This is a genomic window from Pseudomonas sp. 5P_3.1_Bac2 (assembly GCF_025465995.1).
GTDB lineage: Bacteria > Pseudomonadota > Gammaproteobacteria > Pseudomonadales > Pseudomonadaceae > Aquipseudomonas.
The window spans coordinates 124,022-145,702 of sequence record NZ_JANLNY010000002.1; the positions used below are offsets into that span (position 1 = coordinate 124,022).

Below are 21,681 nucleotides of genomic sequence, written 5' to 3' on the forward strand. Positions count from 1 at the left end.
TCACCCACCCTACGATACCGTCCGCCGTTAGGCCGTAGCCTGATCGCCGTAGCCTGGATTAGCCGCGCAGCGGCGTAATCCGGGGGGGCAGTTCGCAGCGCAGTGGCGCTCGGCAAGGATCAGTGTTGGCCAAACAGGGGGAATACGCCCATCAGCAGGGCGGCCAGCATAATGGCCAAGCAAATCAGGATCGCCCATTTCAGGGTGAAGCGTTGATGGTCACCAAACTCGATCTTGGCCAATCCCACCAGCAAATAGGTGGAGGGCACCAGCGGGCTGAGCAGGTGCACCGGCTGGCCGACAATGGAGGCGCGGGCCATTTCCACTGGGCTGATGCCGTAATGCCCGGCGGCCTCGGTGAGCACCGGCAGCACGCCGTAGTAGAAGGCGTCGTTGGACATAAAGAAGGTAAAGGGCATGCTCACCACCGCGGTGATCACCGCCATATACGGCCCCATCGACGGTGGGATCACGCTGAGCAGGCTCTTGGACATGGCGTCGACCATGCCGGTGCCGGTGAGAATCCCGGTAAAAATCCCTGCCGCGAAGATCAATCCCACTACGGCTAAGACGTTGCCGGCATGGGCGGCAATGCGCTCTTTTTGCTCCTGCAAGTTGGGGTAGTTGATGATCATGGCCAGACTGAAGGCGATCATAAACAGTACGGGCAGCGGCAGCAGGCCGGCGATCAGCGTGCCCATCAGCGCGACGGTCAGCAGCGCATTGATCCACAGCAGTTTCGGCCGGCGCGCTTCAGGGTACTGCGAAACAGTGACTTCACTGTGCTCGGCCCCCGTCGGTAATTGCAGCACGCCAAGCCGCGCGCGTTCGCGCTTACCGTAGAACCACGCCACACCAAATAGGGCCACGCAGCCCACCAGCATGGCCGGGATCATCGGGACGAAAATCGCCGACGGGTCGACATGCAAAGCACTGGCTGCGCGGGCGGTGGGGCCGCCCCAGGGGGTCATGTTCATGATGCCGCCGGCCAAAATAATCAGCCCGGCCATGATCAGCGGGCTCATGCCGATGCGGCTGTACAGCGGCAGCATGGCGGCGACGCAAATCATGTAGGTGGTGGCGCCGTCGCCGTCGAGGGAGACGATCAGGGCCAGGGCTGCGGTGCCCATCGATACTTTCAACGGATCGCCTTTGACCATGCGCAGGATGGCGCGCACGGCTGGGTCGAACAGGCCGGAGTCGATCATCAGGGCGAAGTAGAGGATGGCGAACATCAGCATCACGCCGGTGGGCGCCAGTTTGCCGATGCCTTCCAGCATCATGGGGCCAATGTCTTTGGCAAAGCCGCCAATCAGGGCAAAGATGATTGGGATCAAAATCAGGGCAATCAACGCGGACAGGCGCTTGCTCATGATCAGGTACATAAAGGTAATGACCATGGCAAAGCCAAGGAATGTCAGCATGGAGCTATCTCCGGTTAGCGGGTGCGGTCGGTGAATGCGGTGCGGCAGTCTTAGCCGGCAGGTGGCGGACTGATCAGCAATGCCAAGAAGAAGGCGGCCTGAGGGGGGTAGAGTAGGCTGGAGCGCATGGGTTCACCGTTGTTGTTTTCAGCTGCGTGAGCGCCCTAAGGCGTCACACTTGCACGAGTCGAGTCGAGTCGACTGTGCCCTGACTCTACGAAGGCAAGCTTTCAATTAGCTTTCAGTGCCCTACAGCTGTTGCGCATTGGTCGCCTGAGAAGCTTCGTGGGGGCTGCTGAGCTGGGCCGGGCGGCGCTTTGGCCTGATATGATCGGCCTCTGTCTTTGCTTGGCTGGGCCCATGTACGCGATCTTCTTGGAAATCTTTGCGGTCACCGCGCCGGTGTTCGCCATGCTGTTGGTCGGCGCGGTGCTGAAGCGCTTGGGGCAGATCGATGCCGCCTTTATCAACACCGCGACCTCTTTGGTGTTTAACGTCAGCATGCCGGTCATGCTGTTTCCGGCCATTTTGCATGCTGATTTAAAAACAGCGCTGCAACCCAAGCTGCTGGGTTTTTTCCTGCTGGCGACCCTGGCGAGTTTTTTCCTGGCCTGGGCTTGGGCGATCTGGCGGGTGCCGCGCGCAGACCGTGGCGTGTATGTGCAGGGCGCGTTTCGCGGCAACAACGGCATTATCGGTCTGGCCTTGGCCACCAGCCTATACGGCGACTATGGCCTGTCCCTTGGCGGCGTCCTGGGTGGCCTGGTGATCCTCAGCTACAACACCCTGGCTGCGCTGGTACTGGCGGTCTACAGCCCGCAGGCCAAGGCCAATGTGTGGAGCATCAGTAAAAGCATCATCACCAATCCGCTGATTATTGGGGTGTTGGCGGCTATTCCCTTCGCCTACTGGCAGGTGCGCTTGCCGATATGGCTGAGCACCTCGGGCGAATACCTGGCGCAGCTGACCTTGCCGCTGGCGCTGATTTGCATTGGCGCCAGTTTGTCCCTGGCGGCACTGCGTGAAAGCGGCATGCTGGCACTCAGCTCGAGCTTGATGAAAGTCTTGTGGCTGCCGCTGTTGGCCACGTTGGGCGCGTTTTACTGTGGCTTCCGTGGGCCGGAGCTGGGGATTTTGTTTCTGTTCTTCACCAGCCCCACCGCTGCGGCGAGCTTTGTGATGGCCAAGGCGGTGGGCAGTAACTATCAACTGGCAGCGGCGATCATTGTGTTGACCACCTTGTTGGCGGCGGTCTCAACCAATATTGGTCTGATCATTCTGCAGTTCGGTGGCTGGATCTAAGCTACGCTCACTGCGCCCTCAGGCTCTAGGCGAGCTGGGCATTGATCAACAGCGGCCAAGAGCCGCTGAAGGTGTTGGCAGGCTTGGCTAAGCCTTTTAGCCGGATGCGCTAGTCGATAACCCGCGGGCGACTAGAAGAGTTTTGCTGCTGAGTCTGTGTGGTTGCCGCGTGATATTCCGCGTACCCGGCAACGCTGGGCCGTTCAGGATGCAGAAGCGCGCCGAGCCGCCCTCAGCCGGTGACCTTGGGCGACCTTCGAGAGGGCGGACTAGGCTTGCTCCTGCTGCCAGGCGTCGATCACTTCTTGTGCAGCGCGAAAGGCATCGATGGCCGCCGGCACACCCGCGTAGACCGCGCAGTGCAGCAAGGTTTCACGGATCTGCGCAACCGTGCAGCCGTTATTCAGGGCGCCGCGTACATGGCCTTTGAGCTCCTGCGGGCATTTCAGTGCAGTCAGGGCGCTTAGGGTGATCAGGCTACGGGTCTGGCGATCCAGCCCCTCGCGGGTCCATACCCCGCCCCAGGCGTGGGCGTTGACGAAGTCTTGCAGCGGCTGGGTGAATTCGGTGGCATTGCCCAGGGCGCGATCGACAAAGGCGTCGCCCATTACTTCACGGCGGACCTGTAAACCTTCGTTGTAGCTGTCGCTCATCGTGCTCTCTCCGTTGCTTTTAGTGATGACAGATGTTCAGTGCGAGCGCGGACTAATCCGCTAGCTGTTGCACGCGTACCCGTGCGACGCCGTCGCGCAGCATGGCTAAGTCTTTGGCGGCTTGGTATGACAGGTCGATGATGCGCCCACGGGTATGTGGCCCACGGTCGTTGATGCGCACCACCACGCTTTTGCCGTTGCCTAAGTTAGTCACCTTGACCTTGCTGCCAAAGGGCAGGCTGCGGTGAGCGGCGGTCAGGGCGTATTGGTTAAAGGGTTCGCCACTGGCGGTTTTGTTGCCGTGATGGCGGGCACCGTAATAAGAGGCCATGCCTTCGTCTTGATAATCAAACGGGCCGTGGCTGGCGCAGGCACTGAGTAATAAGCTGAACAGGCCGAGTAGGACGAGACGCATCCGCAGCTCCTGAGTCAGTGAGTGAATTGCTGATAAGACAACGCCGGGCAAGCCCGGCGTTGGGTACAGCCGCTTAGCCTTCGAGCTTCTTCTTCAGCAGCTCGTTGACCTGACCAGGGTTGGCCTTGCCTTTGGAGGCCTTCATGGCTTGGCCGACGAAGAAGCCGAACATCTTGCCGCGCTTAGCTTCATCGCTGGCGCGGTATTGCTCGACTTGCTCGGCGTTGGCTGCCAGCACTTCATCGAGCATGGCTTCGATGGCGCCACTGTCGGTGACTTGCTTGAGGCCTTTCTTCTCGATGACTTCGTCCGCCGTCGCGCCTTCACCGGCGGCCAGGGCTTCAAAGACCATCTTGGCGATCTTGCCGCTGATGGTGTTGTCTTTGATGCGCAGGATCAGGCCGCCCAGTTGCGCAGCCGAGACTGGTGACTGGTCGATTTCCAGGTTGTCTTTGTTGAGCAGGCTGGACAGCTCGCCCATGACCCAGTTGGCCGCCAGCTTGGCGTCCGCGCAGACCTCTTGTACCGCCTCGAAGTAGTCCGCCAGTTCGCGGCTGGCCGCGAGCACGGTCGCGTCGTAGGCGGACAGGCCGAACTGCGCCTCGAAACGCTCGCGTTTCTGCACCGGCAGTTCCGGCAGGCTGGCGCGCACTTCGTCGAGGAAGCTTTGCTCGATCACCACCGGCAGCAGGTCAGGGCAGGGGAAGTAACGGTAGTCGTTGGCCTCTTCCTTGCTGCGCATGGAGCGGGTTTGGTCTTTGTTCGGATCGTACAGGCGGGTTTCCTGCACCACTTTGCCGCCGTCTTCGATCAGCTCGATCTGGCGCTGCACTTCGTGGTTGATCGCCTTCTCGATAAAGCGGAACGAGTTGACGTTTTTGATCTCGGCGCGGGTGCCGAACTCGGCCTGGCCTTTGGGCCGTACCGAGACGTTACAGTCGCAGCGCAGCGAGCCTTCGGCCATGTTGCCGTCGCAGATGCCCAGGTAGCGCACCAGCGCGTGGATCGCTTTAACGTAAGCCACCGCTTCTTTGGCGCTGCGGATATCCGGCTCGGAGACGATCTCCAGCAGCGGCGTGCCGGCGCGGTTCAGGTCGATACCGCTCATGCCCTGGAAGTCTTCGTGCAAGGATTTGCCGGCGTCTTCTTCCAAGTGCGCGCGGGTGATGCCGATACGCTTGCTGGTGCCGTCCTCTAGGGTGATATCAAGGAAACCTTTGCCGACGATGGGTTCATCCATCTGGCTGGTCTGATAGCCCTTGGGCAGGTCCGGGTAGAAGTAGTTTTTGCGGGCAAAGACGTTCTGCGCCGCGATCTCGGCGTCAATCGCCAGGCCGAACTTGCAGGCCATGCGCACGGCTTCGGCGTTGAGCACCGGCAAGGTGCCGGGCATGCCGAGGTCGACCAGGCTGGCCTGGGTGTTGGGCTCGGCGCCAAAGGTGATGGCGCTGCCGGAGAAAATCTTCGATTGGGTGCTGAGCTGAGCGTGAATCTCCAGCCCGATTACGGTTTCCCATTGCATGTCAGGCGTCCTCAAAATCCAGCCGGGGCTTGTTGGTGCCAATCAGTCACTTGCTGGTACTGATGGGCGACGTTGAGCAAGCGGCCTTCTTGGAAATACGGCGCGAGCAATTGCACACCCACCGGCAGACCTTCGACGAAGCCAGCTGGCATCGACAGGCCAGGGATGCCGGCGAGGTTAGCGGTGATGGTGTAGATGTCTTCCAGATAGGCCGCGACTGGGTCTTGGTCCTTGTCGCCGATTTTCCACGCCAGGTTCGGGGTGGTTGGGCCGAGGATCACATCGACTTCATTAAAGGCGCTGACGAAGTCGTTCTTGATCAGGCGCCGGATCTTCTGCGCTTTTAAGTAGTAGGCATCGTAGTAGCCCGCCGACAGCGCGTAGGTGCCGACCATGATGCGTCGCTTAACTTCGGCGCCGAAGCCTTCACCGCGCGAGCGTTTGTACAGGTCTTCTAGGTTGAGCGGATTTTCGCAGCGATAGCCAAAGCGCACGCCGTCAAAACGCGACAGGTTGGAGCTGGCCTCGGCGGGGGCGATCACGTAGTACGCGGCAATGGCGTGCTGCATGTTCGGCAAGCTGATGTCTTTAATCGTGGCGCCAAGCTGTTTGAGCTGCTCGACCACGGCCATGATCTTGTCGGCGATACGGCTATCCAAACCGGCCGCGAAGTATTCCTTTGGCAGGCCAATGCGCAGGCCGTTCAAAGGTTTGCTCAGGGCGGCGAGGTAGTCGTCGACTGGCTGATCGACGCTGGTCGAGTCTTTGCTATCAAAGCCGGCCATGGCACCAAGCAGCAGGGCGCAGTCTTCGGCGTTGCGCGCCAACGGGCCACCTTGGTCAAGGCTGGAGGCGTAGGCGATCATGCCCCAGCGGGAGACGCGGCCATAGGTTGGCTTGATCCCGGTGAGGTTGGTGAAAGCCGCCGGCTGGCGGATCGAGCCGCCGGTGTCGGTGCCGGTGGCCGCTGGAATCAGTCGCGCTGCGACGGCAGCGGCAGAGCCACCACTGGAGCCGCCCGGTACGCGGTTAAGATCCCAAGGGTTATGCACGGCGCCAAAGTGACTGTTCTCGTTAGCCGAACCCATGGCGAATTCGTCCATGTTCAGCTTGCCGAGGGTCACGGTGCCTGCCGCGGCGAGTTTCTCGACCACGGTGGCGTTATACGGAGCGCGGAAGTTGCTGAGAATCTTCGAGGCGCAGCTGGTCAGCACGCCGTCAGTGCAGAACAGGTCCTTGTGACCAATTGGCGCACCTAGCAATGGGCCAGTCTCGCCGGCGGCGCGCCGTTCGTCAGCCGCCTTGGCCTGACTTAGGGCCAGCTCTTCGGTCACGGTAATGAAGCTATTCAGTTTCGGGTCGAGTTGCTTGATGCGTTCCAGCAGGCTGCTGCTCAACTCTTGTGCAGAAAACTTTTTCTCGGCGAGTCCGCGGGCGATCTCGGCCAGGGTCAATTGATGCATGGTTGGGCTTTTCCCTTACTCGATGACTTTCGGAACCAGATACAGACCGTTCTCGACGGCTGGGGCGATGGCTTGGTAAGCCTCGCGCTGGTTGCGTTCGCTGACCTGGTCGGCGCGCAGGCGCTGGGTGGCTTCCAGCGGATGGGACAGCGGTTGGATGCCGTCAGTATCCACTGCCTGCATCTGATCGATCAGGCCGAGGATGTTATTGAGGGTGGCGGTGGTGCCTGGAATTTCAGCTTCACTCAGACCCAGTCGAGCCAAGTGGGCGATCTTTTCCACGTCGCAACGTTCAAGCGCCATTGGATTTCTCCCTATATAAAGCAGCGCATCAGGTGGCCGCCTATGGCAATGTGAGCGAGTCGCCATGCGCTAAAGGCAGGGGACAAATAAAGAGTAGGCAGCCGCAATTGGCCGCGATGATGGTTGTTAAAGTATGGAAAGCCCGCAATCTAACATATTGGTGCCTTGCTCAAAATCCCCGCCGTTGTTAGAGTTTGCCGCACTTTTTACCCACGCGTTGCCTAGGGTCCCTATCCCATGTTCAAGAAACTGCGTGGCATGTTTTCCAGCGATCTGTCGATTGACCTGGGCACTGCCAACACCCTGATCTATGTTCGTGAGCGCGGTATCGTACTGAACGAGCCGTCTGTAGTTGCAATCCGTACCCATGGCAACCAGAAGAGCGTTGTTGCGGTTGGTACTGAAGCCAAACGTATGCTGGGTCGTACTCCTGGCAATATTTCTGCGATCCGCCCGATGAAAGATGGCGTGATTGCTGACTTCAGCGTCTGCGAAAAGATGCTGCAGTACTTCATCAATAAGGTGCACGAAAACAGCTTCCTGCAGCCTTCGCCACGGGTACTGATTTGCGTACCGTGCAAATCGACTCAAGTGGAACGCCGCGCGATTCGCGAATCCGCCTTGGGCGCTGGCGCCCGTGAAGTGTTCCTGATTGAAGAGCCTATGGCGGCCGCTATCGGTGCCGGTCTGCCGGTGGAAGAAGCCCGTGGTTCGATGGTCGTCGATATCGGTGGTGGTACCACGGAAATCGCGCTGATCTCCTTGAACGGTGTGGTTTACGCCGAGTCCGTACGGGTGGGTGGCGACCGTTTCGATGAAGCCATCATTACCTACGTGCGCCGTAACTACGGCAGCCTGATCGGTGAGTCCACCGCTGAGCGGATCAAGCAAGAAATCGGTACTGCTTATGCCGGTGGCGAGTTGCGTGAAGTTGACGTGCGTGGCCGTAACCTGGCTGAAGGTGTACCGCGCAGCTTCACCCTGAACTCCAACGAAGTGCTGGAAGCGCTGCAAGAGTCGCTGGCCACCATCGTACAAGCGGTGAAGAGCGCTCTGGAGCAATCGCCACCTGAGCTGGCTTCCGACATCGCCGAGCGCGGCTTGGTGCTGACCGGTGGTGGTGCGCTGCTGCGTGATCTGGACAAGCTGCTGTCGCAAGAAACTGGCCTGCCGGTGATTGTTGCCGAAGACCCGCTGACCTGTGTGGCCCGTGGTGGCGGCAAGGCGCTGGAAATGATCGACCGTCACACCATGGATCTGCTGTCCACGGAGTAAGCCCGGACAGCGCTGGCCAAGTTGGTAGACAATGGTTCGTTGGGCTGACACAGTGGCCACTCGCCGTATCTGCTTGCGCGGTCGACGCCAAGTTGTGACCAGTCTCTAAGCTGCAAGCCAGGTGCGAACCTGCTTGCAGCTTTTTGTTTGATGCCACGAGGAAATCACGATTAAACCGCTATTTGCCAAGGGTCCCTCGCTAGGTGCACGCCTGCTGGTGTTTACCCTGTTGTCGGTTGTGCTGATGGTGGTGGACGCCCGCTTAGCCATTCTCAAACCGTTGCGTGCGCAGTTGGGGTTGATCGTCGAGCCTGTGTATAAAGCGGCGGAGCTGCCGATCTGGCTGTGGCGTTCGGCCACTCAAGAGCTCAGCTCGCGCAGCGTGCTGGCGGCAGAAAATGAAAAGCTCAAGGCCGAACGACTGATGCTTGAGCGGCGCTTGCAAAAGCTGGCGGCGCTGACCGAGCAAAACGTGCGTTTGCGTGAACTGCTCAATTCGGCTGCCTTGGTCGATGACAAGGTGCTGGCCACCGAGCTGATCGGCGTTGATCCGAACCCCTTCACCCACCGCATCCTGATCGATAAAGGCAGCAAAGACGGCGTGGTCATGGGCCAGCCTGTGCTGGACGCCCGTGGTCTGATGGGCCAGGTGGTGGAAGTGATGCCCTATGCCTCGCGGGTATTGCTGCTGACCGACACGACCCACAGCATTCCGGTGCAGGTCAACCGCAACGGCCTGCGCGCTATCGCCACCGGCACCGGTAATCCGGAGCGCTTAGAGCTGCGTCATGTGGCTGATACCGCCGACATTAAGGAGGGTGATCTGCTGGTCAGTTCCGGTCTGGGCCAGCGTTTCCCGGCCGGTTATCCGGTGGCGGTGGTCAGTGAAGTGGTGCACGACACCGGGCCTTTTGCCACGGTGCGGGCGGTGCCCACGGCGATGCTCAATCGCAGTCGTTACATGTTGTTGGTCTTTACCGATCCGCGCACCCCGGAGCAGCGCGCCACCGAGTCGGCGCAAGCGCAAGAGGCGCTGGATCGGGAAATCGAACAGCAAGCTAAACCTGCTGCCGCTAATCCTGCGAGCACGCCCGCGGCCCCTGCTGGCAGTGCGGCTCCTGCGCCAGCCACTCCATCTGCCGGGAGCGCTCACTAATGGCCAAGCGGGCAACTAATACCTGGTTTATCTGGCTTTCACTGGCGCTGACGCTACTGCTCAGCGTGCTGACTTTACCCTCGCCACTGGAATACGGCCGGCCCATGTGGGTGGCGCTGGTCCTGACCTTCTGGGTGTTGGCCGTGCCGCACCGGGTGGGCATGACCACCGCGTTTGTGCTGGGGCTGCTGGCGGATATATTGAATGGCACCATGCTGGGACAAAATGCCTTGATTCTGGTGCTGATCACCTTCTTGGTCATGACCCTGCATCAGCGTCTGCGCATGTTCCCCGTGTGGCAACAGTGCACGGCGCTCTTGGTGGTATTCGGCCTGGCGCAACTGGTCCAGTTGTGGCTAACCGCGTTGACCGGTGATCGCCAGCCGACCCTCGATTTTCTCTTGCCTGCTTTGGTCAGCGCCTTGTTGTGGCCGTGGGTGAGTATGTTCTTGCGTAGCCTGCAGCGGCGCCTGGGCGTTAATTAATTTAAGGCTGTCGGGCCTCACTACGGATAGGGATACCTTGGCATGGCCACGCTTTATCTCGCCTCCAGCTCACCGCGCCGGCGTGAACTGCTCACGCAAATTGGCGTGGCGTTTCGCAGCCATGTGTTGCCCATTGATGAGACGGTGTTGGCTGGCGAAGCGCCAGCCGCCTATGTCGAGCGCCTGGCGCGGGCGAAGGCCGGCGCAGCCTTGGCGGATCTGCCTGAGGCCGCTACTGCCGTGGTGTTGGGCGCGGACACCTGTGTGCTGCTGGATGGGCAGATCCTCGGCAAACCGCGTGATCAAGCCGACTCTATGGCTATGCTCAGTGCCTTGTCCGGGCGCAGTCATCAGGTGCTCAGCGCGGTGGCGCTGGCCAGTGCGCAGCGAGTCGAAGCGCGGGTGGTGAGTGCCGAAGTCAGTTTTCGTCCTATCAGCGCCGCTGAAATTGAGGCCTACTGGGCCAGTGGTGAACCCCAGGACAAAGCCGGGAGTTATGCCATTCAAGGCCTAGGGGCAATTTTTGTCAGACACTTGCAAGGCAGTTACTCGGCAGTGGTAGGGTTGCCGTTATGTGAAACTGCTGCCTTACTCGCAGCGTTTGCAATTCCGTGCTGGCAGTCTCTGCCGCATCACAGTTAAGAGGTTGCAGGTCGCGGGTGGCTCGTCTTCAGTGGCGAATGCTTGGGCTTTCAGCTTGCTCGCCAAAGAGATAAGCGCATGAGTGAAGAGATCCTGATCAATATCACCCCCATGGAATCGCGGGTCGCCGTGGTGGAAAACGGGGTGTTGCAGGAAGTGCATGTCGAGCGCACGCAAAAGCGTGGCATCGTCGGTAACATCTACAAAGGCAAAGTGGTGCGGGTGCTGCCGGGCATGCAGGCGGCGTTTGTCGATATTGGTTTGGAGCGCGCCGCCTTTATCCACGCGGCGGAAATATCCACCCGTGAAGGCCCTGCCGTGGAGAGCATTGGCGCTTTGGTCCATGAGGGCCAGAGCTTGGTGGTGCAAGTCACCAAAGATCCAATTGGCAGCAAGGGCGCACGCCTGACCACGCAGCTGTCGATCCCGTCGCGCTATCTGGTGTACATGCCGCGCACCAGCCACGTCGGCATCTCGCTGAAGATTGAGGACGAGGCCGAGCGCGAGCGCCTGAAGAAAATCGTCAATGATTGCATCAGCGCCGAAGGCATCGAAGAAGCCGGTGGCTTTATCCTGCGCACGGCCGCCGATGGTGCCGGTGCCGATGAGATTCTCGCCGACATTCGCTACTTGCGCCGCCTGTGGGGGCAGATCGCCACACAGATGAAAGTCGCGCCGACGCCGACGGTCATCTACGAAGACCTCAGCCTGGCCCTGCGTACCCTGCGTGACCTGGTCAACCCAAAGATCGAAAAAATCCGGGTGGACTCCCGGGAAACCTTCCAGAAAATCACCCAGTTTGTTGCTGAGCTGATGCCTGAGGTGGCTGATCGCCTTGAGCATTATCCAGGTGAACGGCCGATCTTTGACCTGTATGGGGTCGAGACGGAAATCCAGAAGGCGCTGGAGCGCAAGGTGCCGCTGAAGTCCGGTGGCTATCTGATCATCGACCCGGCCGAGGCCATGAGCACCATCGATGTCAACACGGGCGCCTTCGTTGGGCATCGCACCCTGGAAGAGACCATCTTCAAAACTAACCTCGAGGCTGCCACAGCCATTGCGCGTCAGCTACGCTTACGCAATCTAGGTGGGATCATCATTATCGATTTTATCGACATGGAAGATGAGGATCACCAGCGCCAAGTGCTGCGCACCCTGGAGAAGCAGCTGGAACGCGATCACGCCAAGACCAACATCATCGGCATTACCGAGTTGGGCCTGGTGCAGATGACCCGTAAGCGCACCCGCGAAAGCCTTGAGCAGGTGCTGTGCGAACCTTGCAGTGCCTGCCAGGGACGGGGCAAGCTGAAGACTGCTGAGACCACTTGTTATGAAATCTTCCGCGAGATTTTGCGTGAAGCGCGGGCCTACCAAGCAGAAGGATATCGAGTGTTGGCCAACCAAAAAGTAGTGGACCGTTTATTGGATGAAGAGTCGGGCAATGTGGCCGACTTAGAGGCCTTTATCGGTCGTACCATCAAGTTTCAAGTCGAGACCATGTACTCTCAGGAACAATACGACGTGGTATTGCTCTGATATGAGAATTTCTCACTTGAGCATCGATTGAATGGCGCTTTTGCTGCGCGCTTTAGCGCTGTTGTTACGGGGCGGTTTGGGCCTCTGTGCCTTGGTACTGGTATTAGCGGCGCTGTATGTCAGCCTAGGGCGTGAGTTAATCCCGCTAGTCGCTGAATATCGCCAAGAGGCTGAGGACAAAGCCCGCGAGGCGCTCAACTTGCCAGTGCAGATCGGTGCCTTGGAAGGCACTTGGAAGGGTTTCGCCCCGGTTTTGCTGGCCCATGACCTGCAGCTGGGCGAGGGCGCCGACGCCCTGCAACTGAAACAAGTGCGCGTAGTGCCCGATGTGCTGGGCAGCCTGCTGACGCGCCAGCTGCAAATCGCCCATGTGGAGATTGCCGGGCTGCACATCAGTGCGGTGCAGGCGGCCGATGGCAGTTGGGTGTTGGAGGGGTTGCCCAAACCCAACGGTCCGACGCAGTTAGATGCGCAGCAGCTGTTTAATCGTGGGCAAATGGTCAAGGCCTTATCGGTACTCGACAGCCAGGTCACGGTACATGCCTTGGACCATCCGGCGTATAGCTTCAGCGACGTCAGCCTGAGTGTGAGTAACGGGCGCAGTCATCAGCGTTTGGATGCGCGCCTGGCCCTGCCGGATGGCAAGCCGCTGGCGCTGCAACTGCGCACACAGATTCAACCTGCCCACTGGCAAAACTCCAGTGCTCAGCTGTACCTGAGCCTGCCACAGAGCGATTGGGCGCAGTGGCTGCCCGCCAGTGTGCTGGGCCAGTGGCAGGTTAAGCACCTGCAGTTTGGCGGGGAGTTGTGGTTGGACTGGGCCGACGGCGCCGTGCAAAAGGCTGCCAGCCAGCTGCATGGCCAGCAGTTTGAAGGCGCTTATGCTCAGCGCAAGGCTGTGGCGCTGCATGATCTATCCCTCGATGCCTATGCCCAGCGCAGTCGTGACGGCCTCAAACTGATCATCGACGACTTAGGCTTTAGCCGTGGCGAACAGCGCTGGGGCGAGGTTGAGGTGCAAGTTGAGCAGCAGCCTAAGCAGTGGTTGATCAGCGCTAACCGCATTGATCTGGCGCCGTTACAGGACCTGATCAGCGCCCTGGCACCCATGCCGGATAAAGCCCGCGACATCGTTGATCAGCTCAAGCCCCATGGTGAGTTGAGCAATCTGCAGTTTGTTTACCTGCCCGAGAGCGAGGCCAGCGACCGTTTACAGTTCTCGGCCAACCTGCACCAAGTAGGGATTTCTTCTTGGCACGGGGTGCCAGCGGTGGAGAACGTCACGGGCAGTATCACTGGCGATTTAGGCCACGGTGAGCTGCGCATGGCCACCGAAGAATTTTCTCTGCATCTGGACACCCTGTTTCCCAAACCGTGGATCTATCACCAGGCCAATGCGCAATTGTTCTGGGAAATTGATCAAGACGCCTTCACCTTGCGCAGTCCTTATATGCAGGTGGTCGGGGACGAAGGCCCAGCATCGGGCGATATGCTGATTCGCCTGCGCTTCGATCCCGCGCAAGAAGACTACATGGACTTGCGCGTCGGTCTGCGCGGCGGCGATGCCCGCTACACCGAGAAGTATCTGCCCAGCTTGGTGCCGGGCTTTAGCAAAGACCTCGATCACTGGTTAAAAACTGCCATTCGTGGCGGCGTGGTCGATGAAGGCTTCTTCCAATACCAAGGCTCCCTCAACAAAGGGGCTGAAGCCGCAGCGCGCAGCCTAACCCTGTTCTTTGCCGTGCATGATGCCGAGCTGGCCTTCCAGCCGGGCTGGCCGTCGTTGCAAAAGGGCACGGCGAGCGTGTTCATCGAGCCGAAGGCCGTGCGCATAGAGCTTGCCCAGGGACGTTTATTCAATAGTCAGGTGACTAACGCGCAAGCGCTAATCGGCTTGACCGAAGCTGAGCATCCGATCCACCTGCTGCTTAAGGGCGATGTCCACAGCAGCCTGCCGGATGCGCTGAAAATTCTCCAGGAAACCCCGCTGGGCACTTCTGAAGTGTTTGCCGGTTGGAAGGGCGAAGGGGCGCTACGCGGCAAGCTGGATTTGAACATCCCGCTGTACAAGGGTAAGGCCCCCGATGTGGTGGTGGACTTCAGCAGTGACAACGCCAGTTTGGCCATTGCCAATCCGGCGCTGCAATTCACCCACCTAAGTGGTGCGTTTCGTTACGACACAGCTAAAGGCCTTAGCGGCAATAATATCCGCGCCCAACTGTTTGGCCAGCAAGTGCGCGCCAAGGCCCATGCGGAAGGTTCCCCCGGGCGGGCACGGACGCGCATCGATGCCTCGGGGCAGATTGCGGTACAGGATCTCAGCCAGTGGCTGGGGGTGCAGCAAGACCTCCCGGTGAGTGGCAAGCTGCCGTATCAGCTGCGTCTGACCATCGATGGGGACGACAGCCAGTTGCGTGTCGACTCCAACCTTAAAGGCGTCACCGTGGCCTTGCCGGAGCCCTTTGCCAAGCGTGCTGAAGATCTGCGCCCATCCATCTGGCGTATGACTTTAGGCGGTAGCGAGCGGCGTTATTGGCTGGACTACGACAAGTTGTTGAGTCTGTCCTTTGCGGCCAAGCCCGGGCAGTTTAATCAGGGCCGCGGCGAGATCCGTCTTAGCGATGGCCCGGCTTTGTTGCCCACCAGTGCGGGGCTGCGCGTACGCGGGCGGGTCAGCCAGGTCGACCTGGCCGCCTGGCAGCAAGCGGTTGAGCCATACATGCAAACAGCAGGCGGTGGTGCGCAGCAGTTATTTAAAGATGCCCAAGTGCGTGTCGGCCGCTTCAATGGCTTTGGCACCAGTGTCGATGGTCTGGAAGTAGGCCTGAGCCGCAACAGCAGCAGTTGGCTGCTGGATTTGGATAGTGTGCGCGTCAAAGGTCACATCGGCTTGCCGACCAATAGCGCGCAGCCGATTTCGGTGAAGCTGGCTTATTTGCGCTTCCCGGCGGCGCAAAAGGATGACGACAGTGACCAAGAGCAAGCCCCAGATATCTTGGCGGATGTTGATCCACGCAAGTTCCCGGCTTTGGATGTGGCGGTGGAAAACGTCTATCAGGGCGATGACGCCTTAGGCGCCTGGTCGTTCAAAGCGCGGCCGAAGGGCCAGGGCGTACAGTTCAGTGAGCTGGCGCTGAATCTCAAAGGCTTGAATATCGCCGGGCAGGGCAGTTGGCAACACAGCCCCAGCGGCGTGCGTACCAGCTATGAGGGCCGCCTGTCGGGTAAGGACCTGTCCAAGGTGCTGGCGGCGTGGGGGTATGCCCCGAGTGTCAGCAGTGAAAGCTTCCGCCTGGATGTCAGCGGCAATTGGCCGGGCTCGCCCGCCTGGTTCAGTTTGCAGCGCTTTAGCGGCATGACGGATATCTCCATGCGCAAAGGCCAGTTCACCCAGGTGGATGGCTCAGCCTCGGCCTTGCGCGTGTTTGGCCTGCTTAACTTCGACTCCATTGGCCGCCGTCTGCGTTTGGACTTCTCTGACTTAGTTGATAAGGGCTTGAGCTACGACAAAGTGAAGGGCGTGCTGGCCGCTGATCGCGGCGTGTTTGTTACACGCAAGCCGATAGCTGTGGATGGCCCATCGAGCAATCTGGAGTTGGATGGCACCCTGAACCTGGCCGCTGATCGCATCGATGCCAAGCTGCTGGTGACCCTGCCGGTGAGTAACAACCTGCCGCTTGCCGCGCTGATTATTGGCGCGCCGGCCATTGGTGGCGCGCTGTTTGTGGTGGATAAGTTGTTGGGCAATCAGGTCGCACGCTTTGCCAGTGTGCAGTACAACGTGCGTGGGCCGTGGCAAAGCCCGGAAATTACCTTCGATAAGCCCTTCGAAAAACCCAAGGAATGACGGTTAAATCTGTTGCCTTAGTGCAGACGCCGTGCCGGGCTTGTAAGCTGCTGCTTTCTGCCGCCTTCGAGAGCCATCCGCAATGAGCCTTGCTGTCATTCAAATGGTTAGCCAGGACGATGTGCTGGCCAACCTCGCCCAAGCCCGCCAGTTGTTGAGTCAAGCCGCTGCGCAGGGCGCGCGGTTGGCGGTGCTGCCCGAGAACTTCGCCGCCATGGGCCGGCGCGACTTAGCGGCTATAGGCCGCGCCGAGGCCTTGGGGCAGGGGCCGATTCTGCCTTGGCTTCGGCAAACCGCGCGGGACTTGGGCTTGTGGCTCGTCGCCGGCACCTTACCGCTGCCGCCTGAGGGGCAGCCTGAGGCCAAGCCCAATGCCTGCTCGCTGCTTATCGATGACCAAGGGCAAACGGCGGCTCGCTACGACAAACTGCATCTGTTTGATGTGGATGTCAGCGACAGCCATGGCCGTTATCGTGAATCCGACGACTATGCGTTTGGCCAGCAGGTGGTCGTGGCTGACACGCCGGTCGGGCGGTTGGGCTTAAGCGTGTGCTATGACCTGCGCTTCCCCGAGTTGTATAGCCTGCTGCGCAACGCCGGCGCCGAGCTGATCAGCATGCCGGCGGCCTTTACCGCCGTTACCGGCGCCGCCCACTGGCAAGTGCTGACCCGCGCCCGCGCCATCGAAACCCAATGCTACTTGCTGGCCTCAGCCCAGGGCGGCAGCCATCCGCGAGGGCGGCAAACCTTCGGCCATTCGGCCATTATTGATCCGTGGGGTCAGGTATTGGCCGAGTTGCCTGATGGTCCCGGCGTGTTAGTGGCTAAGCGCGATAGCGCAGAACAAAGCGCGATCCGCCAGCGTATGCCGGTGGCCCAGCACCAACGATTTTTTGCCGCCGCCGAGCCTCGGTTGCCGGTACAGCACCAGTCAGATAATGAGAGCAAACCATGAGCGATATGTTGGTATCCGTCAGCGAGCATTTACTCGCCCCCGGCGGCTTGACCATTGAGCATCTGCCAGCCGTGCTCGGCGAACTCGCCGGCCCCGGTATCGATGCCGCCGATTTGTATTTCCAAAGTCAGGTGTCCGAGACTTGGGCGCTGGAAGACGGCATCGTCAAAGAGGGCAGCTTTAACCTCGATCAAGGGGTCGGCGTGCGTGCGCAGTCCGGCGAGAAAACCGGTTTTGCCTACAGCAATGCGATCACTGCCGATGCATTAAGCCAAGCCGCCCGTGCGGCCCGCTCGATTGCCCGCGCCGGCCAGGAGGGGCGTGTGCAGGCCTTCAACAGCCCGCTGCTGACGCCCCTGTACAGCCGTGACAACCCGCTGGATGTGCTGAGCCGTGCTGAGAAAGTCGAGCTGCTCAAGCGCATCGACGTGGCCACCCGTGCCCTTGATCCACGGATTAAGCAGGTCAGCGTGAGCCTGGCGGGGGTTTGGGATCGCATCCTCGTTGCCGCCACCGATGGCAGCCTGGGCGCCGATATCCGGCCGCTGGTGCGCTTTAACGTCAGTGTCATCGTTGAGCAAAATGGTCGCCGTGAACGCGGCGGCCATGGCGGCGGCGGGCGTACCGACTACCGCTACTTCCTCGAGCAAACCAGCAATAACGAAGAGCGCGCCATGGGCTATGCCCGCGAGGCGCTGCGCCAGGCGTTGGTTAATTTGGAAGCGATTGCCGCACCGGCGGGCACTATGCCGGTGGTGCTCGGCTCCGGTTGGTCCGGCGTGCTGCTGCACGAGGCCGTTGGCCATGGTTTGGAAGGCGACTTCAACCGTAAGGGCAGCTCGGCCTACAGTGGCCGCGTTGGCCAGCCGGTGGCGTCGAAGCTGTGCACCATCGTCGACGACGGCACCTTGGCGCAGCGGCGCGGCTCCCTGAGCATGGATGATGAAGGCAGCGCCACGCAGTGCACCACGCTGATCGAAAACGGCGTGCTCAAGGGCTATATGCAGGACAAGCTCAATGCCCGCCTGATGGGCGTAGCGGCTACCGGCAATGGCCGGCGCGAGTCTTATGCCCATTTGCCGATGCCGCGCATGACCAACACTTACATGCTGGCCGGTGAGAGCGATCCAGAAGAAATCATCCGTTCGGTGAAAAAAGGCATCTACTGCGCCAGCCTGGGCGGCGGCCAGGTCGATATCACCAGTGGCAAGTTTGTTTTCTCCACCAGCGAAGCCTATTTGATCGAGGACGGCAAAATCACCGCGCCGGTCAAAGGCGCTACCTTGATTGGTAACGGTCCGGAAGCCATGAGCAAGGTGTCGATGGTCGGCACCGATCTGGCCTTGGACAGCGGCGTCGGTACGTGCGGGAAGGACGGTCAGTCGGTGCCGGTGGGCGTCGGCCAGCCGACCTTGAAGATTGATGCGATCACTGTGGGCGGAACTGGCGCCTGAGGCTGCCCGCCATCAGGGCAGAGGGTGGCTGCGGCCACCCATGTGCTGGTGGTCTTAGCGCAGACCGCGCTGAGTTTCGTCGAGTTCGCGGATGTACTTGAACACTTTGCGCGAAGCGGCTGGCGGTTTGTTATGGGCCAGCTCGTGTTGGGCATGACGGATCAACTGGCGCAGGTGCTGGCGATCAGTTTCCGGGTAGTCACTGACGAAGGCTTCTAAGGTTTCATCGTTGCCGTTGATCAAACGATCACGCCAGCGCTCTAGGTTGTGAAAGCGTTCGTTGTACTGGCGGGTGGAGGCATCCACCTGATCGAGGACGTTGAGGATGGCTTCCACGTCCTGGTCGCGCATTAGGCGGCCAATGAATTGTACGTGGCGCTTTTTCGCCGAGTTGGCCGTGTGCTTCGGCGCTTCGGCGAGCGCGCGGCGCAACTCGTCGGTCAGCGGCATTTTGTTAAGCAGGTCAGGTTTGACCGTAGTGAGGCGTTGTCCCAGTTCTTGCAAAGCGTGTAGCTCACGCTTGACCTGGGTTTTACTCTTCTCGCCGGAGAAGTCGTCGTCGAGGTATTCAGACATGGTGGCGGTCCAGTGGATAACGCCGACATGATAGCAGCAAGTTTCCAGCTGTAAGCGTTCGGGCTGTTGGCCCACACCTGCGGCTTATCGTTTAGGAGTGTGTATGAGTGCAGTAGATAGCGTTGGCCCAGAGGCCGTGCCGCAGTTACAGGCACAGGTGGAGCAGATTTTGGCTGAAGCCAAGAGGCAGGGGGCCAGTGCCTGTGAAGTGGCTGTTTCGGCTGGTCAGGGCCTGTCCACCTCGGTACGCCAGGGGGAAGTGGAAACGGTCGAGTTCAACCGTGACCAAGGCTTTGGTATCACTCTGTATGTGGGCCAGCGCAAAGGTTCGGCCAGCACCTCGGCTACCGGTGATGCGGCGATCCGCGAGACCGTGGCCGCCGCCTTAGCCATTGCCAAGCATGCTTCGGAAGACGACTGCGCTGGCCTTGCCGATGCCGCGTTGATGGCCCGAGAGTTGCCTGAGCTGGATTTGTATCACCCGTGGGCGATCACTCCAGAGCAGGCCATTGAACAAGCGCTGCGCTGTGAAGCGGCGGCTTTTGCGGCCGATTCGCGGATTAAAAACGCCGACGGCACCAGCCTCAACACCCACGTCGGTAGCCGTGTGTATGGCAACAGCCACGGCTTTATCAGCGGCTACGCCAGTACCCGGCACAGCCTTAGCTGCGTGATGATCGCCGAAGGCGAAGGGCAGATGCAGCGCGACTATTGGTACGACGTAAACCGCCAGGGCGAGTTGCTAGCTGACGCCGCCAGCATTGGTCAGCGCGCCGCTGAGCGCGCTGTCAGCCGTTTGGGTGCGCGTCCGGTGCCAACCTGTGAAGTGCCGGTGCTGTTTAGTGCGGAGCTTGCCAGCGGCCTGTTTGGCAGCTTCCTGGGGGCTATCTCCGGCGGCAACCTGTATCGCAAATCGTCGTTCTTGGAGGGGGCTTTGGGACAGCAACTGTTCCCCTCTTGGTTAAGCCTTGATGAGCGTCCGCATATTCCCCGTGCCTTGGGCAGCGCTGCTTTCGATGGCGACGGGCTGGCCACCTATGGCAAGCACTTTGTTAACAATGGTGAGCTGCTCAGCTATGTGCTCGGCACTTACTCGGGGCGCAAGCTGGGCTTGCCCAGCACCGCCAACGCGGGCGGCGTGCATAACCTGTTTGTCAGCCATGGCGATGAAGACCAGCGTGCGCTGCTGAAGCGCATGGGCCGCGGGTTGCTCGTTACCGAGCTGATGGGACAGGGCCTGAATATGGTGACCGGCGACTACTCCCGTGGCGCCGGCGGTTATTGGGTGGAAAACGGCGAGATCCAGTTCCCGGTGCAGGAAGTGACTATCGCCGGCAATATGCGCGATATGTTCAAGCAGATCGTCGCTGTGGGCAGCGACGTCGAGGTGCGTAGCAATATCCGCACAGGCTCGGTGCTGATCGAGCGCATGACCGTGGCCGGCAGCTAAGGCCAATCAATAAAAAAGGGCCTGCTCAGCTTAGCTGATCAGGCCCTTTTTTATGGCGCTGTGGCTATTGGAATGAGGGGTTACTCACCTTCATCAAAGAAGTTATTGATCAGCTCGCACAGCGCATCCAGCGCCTCTTGTTCTTGGCTGCCTTCGGTGTACAGGTGCACCGGTGTACCTTTGCCGGCGGCCAACATCATCACCCCCATTATGCTTTTGCCGTCGACCAAGCTGTCGCTGCTGCGACCGATTTTGACCTGGCAGGGGAAGCGTCCGGCGACGCCGACAAACTTGGCCGCCGCGCGCGCATGCAGACCCAGTTTGTTGATGATGGTGATTTCGCAGGCGGGCATCGCGGCAATTCCTTAATCGAGGTCGCGGTGGCGAGTCTGAACGTTTTTCAGGCTGGGCTTTAAGGCTTGGCCAAGGCGGTTAGCTAAGTACACGGAACGATGATGGCCGCCGGTGCAGCCGATCGCCACGGTGACATAGGAGCGGTTGCTGGCGGCAAAGCGCGGCAGCCATTTGCTCAGGTAGGCGAGGATGTCCTGATACATTTCCTCCACGTCGGGCAGGCCCGACAGGTAGTCGATGATGGGTTGATCCAGACCCGAGTAATCACGCAGGTCGGCCTTCCAATAAGGGTTGGGCAAGCAGCGCACATCGAAGACCACGTCGGCATCAATCGGCATGCCGCGTTTAAAGCCAAACGACTCAAGCAAAAACGCCGTACCTGGCTCTGGCTGATCGAGCAGGCGGAGCTTGAGGATGTCGCGCAGCTGATAGAGGTTCAGCGCCGTGGTGTCGATGGTCAGGTCGGCCAAGTCAATAATCGGCGCCAGCAGCAGGGCTTCATCACGAATGGCTTCGCTCAGCGAGCGGCTGTCAGTGGTTAGCGGGTGCCGCCTGCGGGTTTCCGAGAAGCGCTTATGCAGGCTTTCTTCGTCGGCGTCGAGGTACACCACATCGCAGCGGATATTGCGCGAGCGCAATTCGGCCAGCAGTTCAGGAAAACGTTGCAGGTGGCTGGGCAAGTTGCGCGCATCAATCGACACGGCCACGTTGGGCTGCACCAGCTCGCTTTCAATCAACACCCGCTCGGCCACATCCGGCAGCAGACCCGCCGGCATGTTGTCGATGCAGTAGTAACCGCTGTCCTCGAGGGCATCGAGGGCGGTACTTTTACCTGAGCCGGATCGGCCACTGACAATGATCAGCCGCAT

General features: G+C 60.1%; 19 protein-coding genes. 10 read left to right on the forward strand and 9 right to left on the reverse strand.

Annotation, left to right across the window (positions count from 1 at the left end; all coding sequences use genetic code 11):
- Positions 1 to 119: 119 nt before the first annotated feature.
- Positions 120 to 1,424 carry a CitMHS family transporter gene (locus NTD81_RS00585; protein ID WP_262178314.1) on the reverse strand — a complete coding sequence of 435 codons (1,305 nt, stop codon included), beginning with the start codon at positions 1,422 to 1,424 and terminating at the stop codon, positions 120 to 122.
- Positions 1,425 to 1,784: 360 nt separating this feature from the next.
- On the opposite strand from NTD81_RS00585, the gene NTD81_RS00590 reads away from it, so the two are divergent.
- Entirely contained in the window at positions 1,785 to 2,726 is a 942-nt protein-coding gene (locus NTD81_RS00590) for an AEC family transporter (RefSeq protein ID WP_262178317.1), read from the forward strand.
- 269 nt (positions 2,727 to 2,995) lie between these two features.
- Here NTD81_RS00590 and NTD81_RS00595 read toward each other — a convergent pair whose 3' ends face one another.
- The 5 genes from NTD81_RS00595 to gatC all read right to left on the reverse strand — a co-directional run bounded on the left by NTD81_RS00595 (position 2,996) and on the right by gatC (position 7,082).
- Complete coding sequence (locus NTD81_RS00595; RefSeq protein WP_262178319.1) at positions 2,996 to 3,379, reverse strand: carboxymuconolactone decarboxylase family protein; 384 nt, start codon at positions 3,377 to 3,379, stop codon at positions 2,996 to 2,998.
- Positions 3,380 to 3,431: 52 nt separating this feature from the next.
- Positions 3,432 to 3,794 (reverse strand): septal ring lytic transglycosylase RlpA family protein, encoded by a 363-nt coding sequence (locus tag NTD81_RS00600; RefSeq protein ID WP_262178322.1) that lies wholly within the window; start codon positions 3,792 to 3,794, stop codon positions 3,432 to 3,434.
- Positions 3,795 to 3,867: 73 nt separating this feature from the next.
- Positions 3,868 to 5,316: an Asp-tRNA(Asn)/Glu-tRNA(Gln) amidotransferase subunit GatB gene (gene gatB, locus NTD81_RS00605; protein WP_262178324.1), complete on the reverse strand. Its 1,449-nt coding sequence runs from the start codon at positions 5,314 to 5,316 to the stop codon at positions 3,868 to 3,870.
- A gap of 11 nt (positions 5,317 to 5,327) precedes the next feature.
- Positions 5,328 to 6,779 (reverse strand): Asp-tRNA(Asn)/Glu-tRNA(Gln) amidotransferase subunit GatA, encoded by a 1,452-nt coding sequence (gene gatA / locus NTD81_RS00610; protein WP_262178327.1) that lies wholly within the window; start codon positions 6,777 to 6,779, stop codon positions 5,328 to 5,330.
- 15 nt (positions 6,780 to 6,794) lie between these two features.
- Positions 6,795 to 7,082, reverse strand: coding sequence for an Asp-tRNA(Asn)/Glu-tRNA(Gln) amidotransferase subunit GatC (gene gatC / locus NTD81_RS00615; RefSeq protein ID WP_262178329.1), 288 nt, complete (start codon positions 7,080 to 7,082; stop codon positions 6,795 to 6,797).
- 237 nt (positions 7,083 to 7,319) lie between these two features.
- On the opposite strand from gatC, the gene mreB reads away from it, so the two are divergent.
- The 8 genes from mreB (at position 7,320) to tldD (ending at position 18,432) form a co-directional block, all read left to right on the forward strand.
- A complete protein-coding gene (gene mreB / locus NTD81_RS00620) occupies positions 7,320 to 8,357 on the forward strand; it encodes a rod shape-determining protein MreB (RefSeq protein WP_262178331.1) in 1,038 nt (345 codons plus the stop codon).
- A 214-nt stretch (positions 8,358 to 8,571) separates the two neighbouring features.
- On the forward strand, positions 8,572 to 9,513 hold the full coding sequence (gene mreC, locus NTD81_RS00625; protein WP_410017100.1) for a rod shape-determining protein MreC: 942 nt from the start codon (positions 8,572 to 8,574) through the stop codon (positions 9,511 to 9,513).
- Entirely contained in the window at positions 9,513 to 9,998 is a 486-nt protein-coding gene (mreD, locus tag NTD81_RS00630; protein WP_262178333.1) for a rod shape-determining protein MreD, read from the forward strand. The genes mreC and mreD overlap by 1 nt, the downstream gene beginning before the upstream one ends.
- Positions 9,999 to 10,040: 42 nt before the next feature.
- Positions 10,041 to 10,640, forward strand: coding sequence for a Maf family protein (locus tag NTD81_RS00635; RefSeq protein ID WP_262178335.1), 600 nt, complete (start codon positions 10,041 to 10,043; stop codon positions 10,638 to 10,640).
- Positions 10,641 to 10,718: 78 nt separating this feature from the next.
- Positions 10,719 to 12,176, forward strand: coding sequence for a ribonuclease G (gene rng, locus NTD81_RS00640; RefSeq protein ID WP_262178337.1), 1,458 nt, complete (start codon positions 10,719 to 10,721; stop codon positions 12,174 to 12,176).
- Positions 12,177 to 12,207: 31 nt separating this feature from the next.
- Positions 12,208 to 16,023: a YhdP family protein gene (locus NTD81_RS00645; RefSeq protein WP_262178339.1), complete on the forward strand. Its 3,816-nt coding sequence runs from the start codon at positions 12,208 to 12,210 to the stop codon at positions 16,021 to 16,023.
- An 82-nt stretch (positions 16,024 to 16,105) separates the two neighbouring features.
- Complete coding sequence (locus NTD81_RS00650) at positions 16,106 to 16,978, forward strand: carbon-nitrogen hydrolase family protein (protein ID WP_262178341.1); 873 nt, start codon at positions 16,106 to 16,108, stop codon at positions 16,976 to 16,978.
- The gene (gene tldD / locus NTD81_RS00655; protein WP_262178343.1) at positions 16,975 to 18,432 is read left to right on the forward strand and encodes a metalloprotease TldD; all 1,458 of its coding nucleotides are present in this window, start codon (positions 16,975 to 16,977) and stop codon (positions 18,430 to 18,432) included. The genes NTD81_RS00650 and tldD overlap by 4 nt, the downstream gene beginning before the upstream one ends.
- Positions 18,433 to 18,486: 54 nt before the next feature.
- Here tldD and yjgA read toward each other — a convergent pair whose 3' ends face one another.
- Positions 18,487 to 19,008 carry a ribosome biogenesis factor YjgA gene (gene yjgA / locus NTD81_RS00660; RefSeq protein WP_262178345.1) on the reverse strand — a complete coding sequence of 174 codons (522 nt, stop codon included), beginning with the start codon at positions 19,006 to 19,008 and terminating at the stop codon, positions 18,487 to 18,489.
- Positions 19,009 to 19,111: 103 nt separating this feature from the next.
- Between yjgA and pmbA the strand changes: the two genes are divergently transcribed.
- Positions 19,112 to 20,458 carry a metalloprotease PmbA gene (gene pmbA / locus NTD81_RS00665; RefSeq protein ID WP_262178347.1) on the forward strand — a complete coding sequence of 449 codons (1,347 nt, stop codon included), beginning with the start codon at positions 19,112 to 19,114 and terminating at the stop codon, positions 20,456 to 20,458.
- A gap of 80 nt (positions 20,459 to 20,538) precedes the next feature.
- Here the strand turns inward: pmbA and NTD81_RS00670 are convergent, their stop codons facing one another.
- Entirely contained in the window at positions 20,539 to 20,811 is a 273-nt protein-coding gene (locus NTD81_RS00670; protein WP_262178349.1) for an HPr family phosphocarrier protein, read from the reverse strand.
- Positions 20,812 to 20,823: 12 nt separating this feature from the next.
- Positions 20,824 to 21,681 carry an RNase adapter RapZ gene (gene rapZ / locus NTD81_RS00675; RefSeq protein ID WP_262178352.1) on the reverse strand — a complete coding sequence of 286 codons (858 nt, stop codon included), beginning with the start codon at positions 21,679 to 21,681 and terminating at the stop codon, positions 20,824 to 20,826.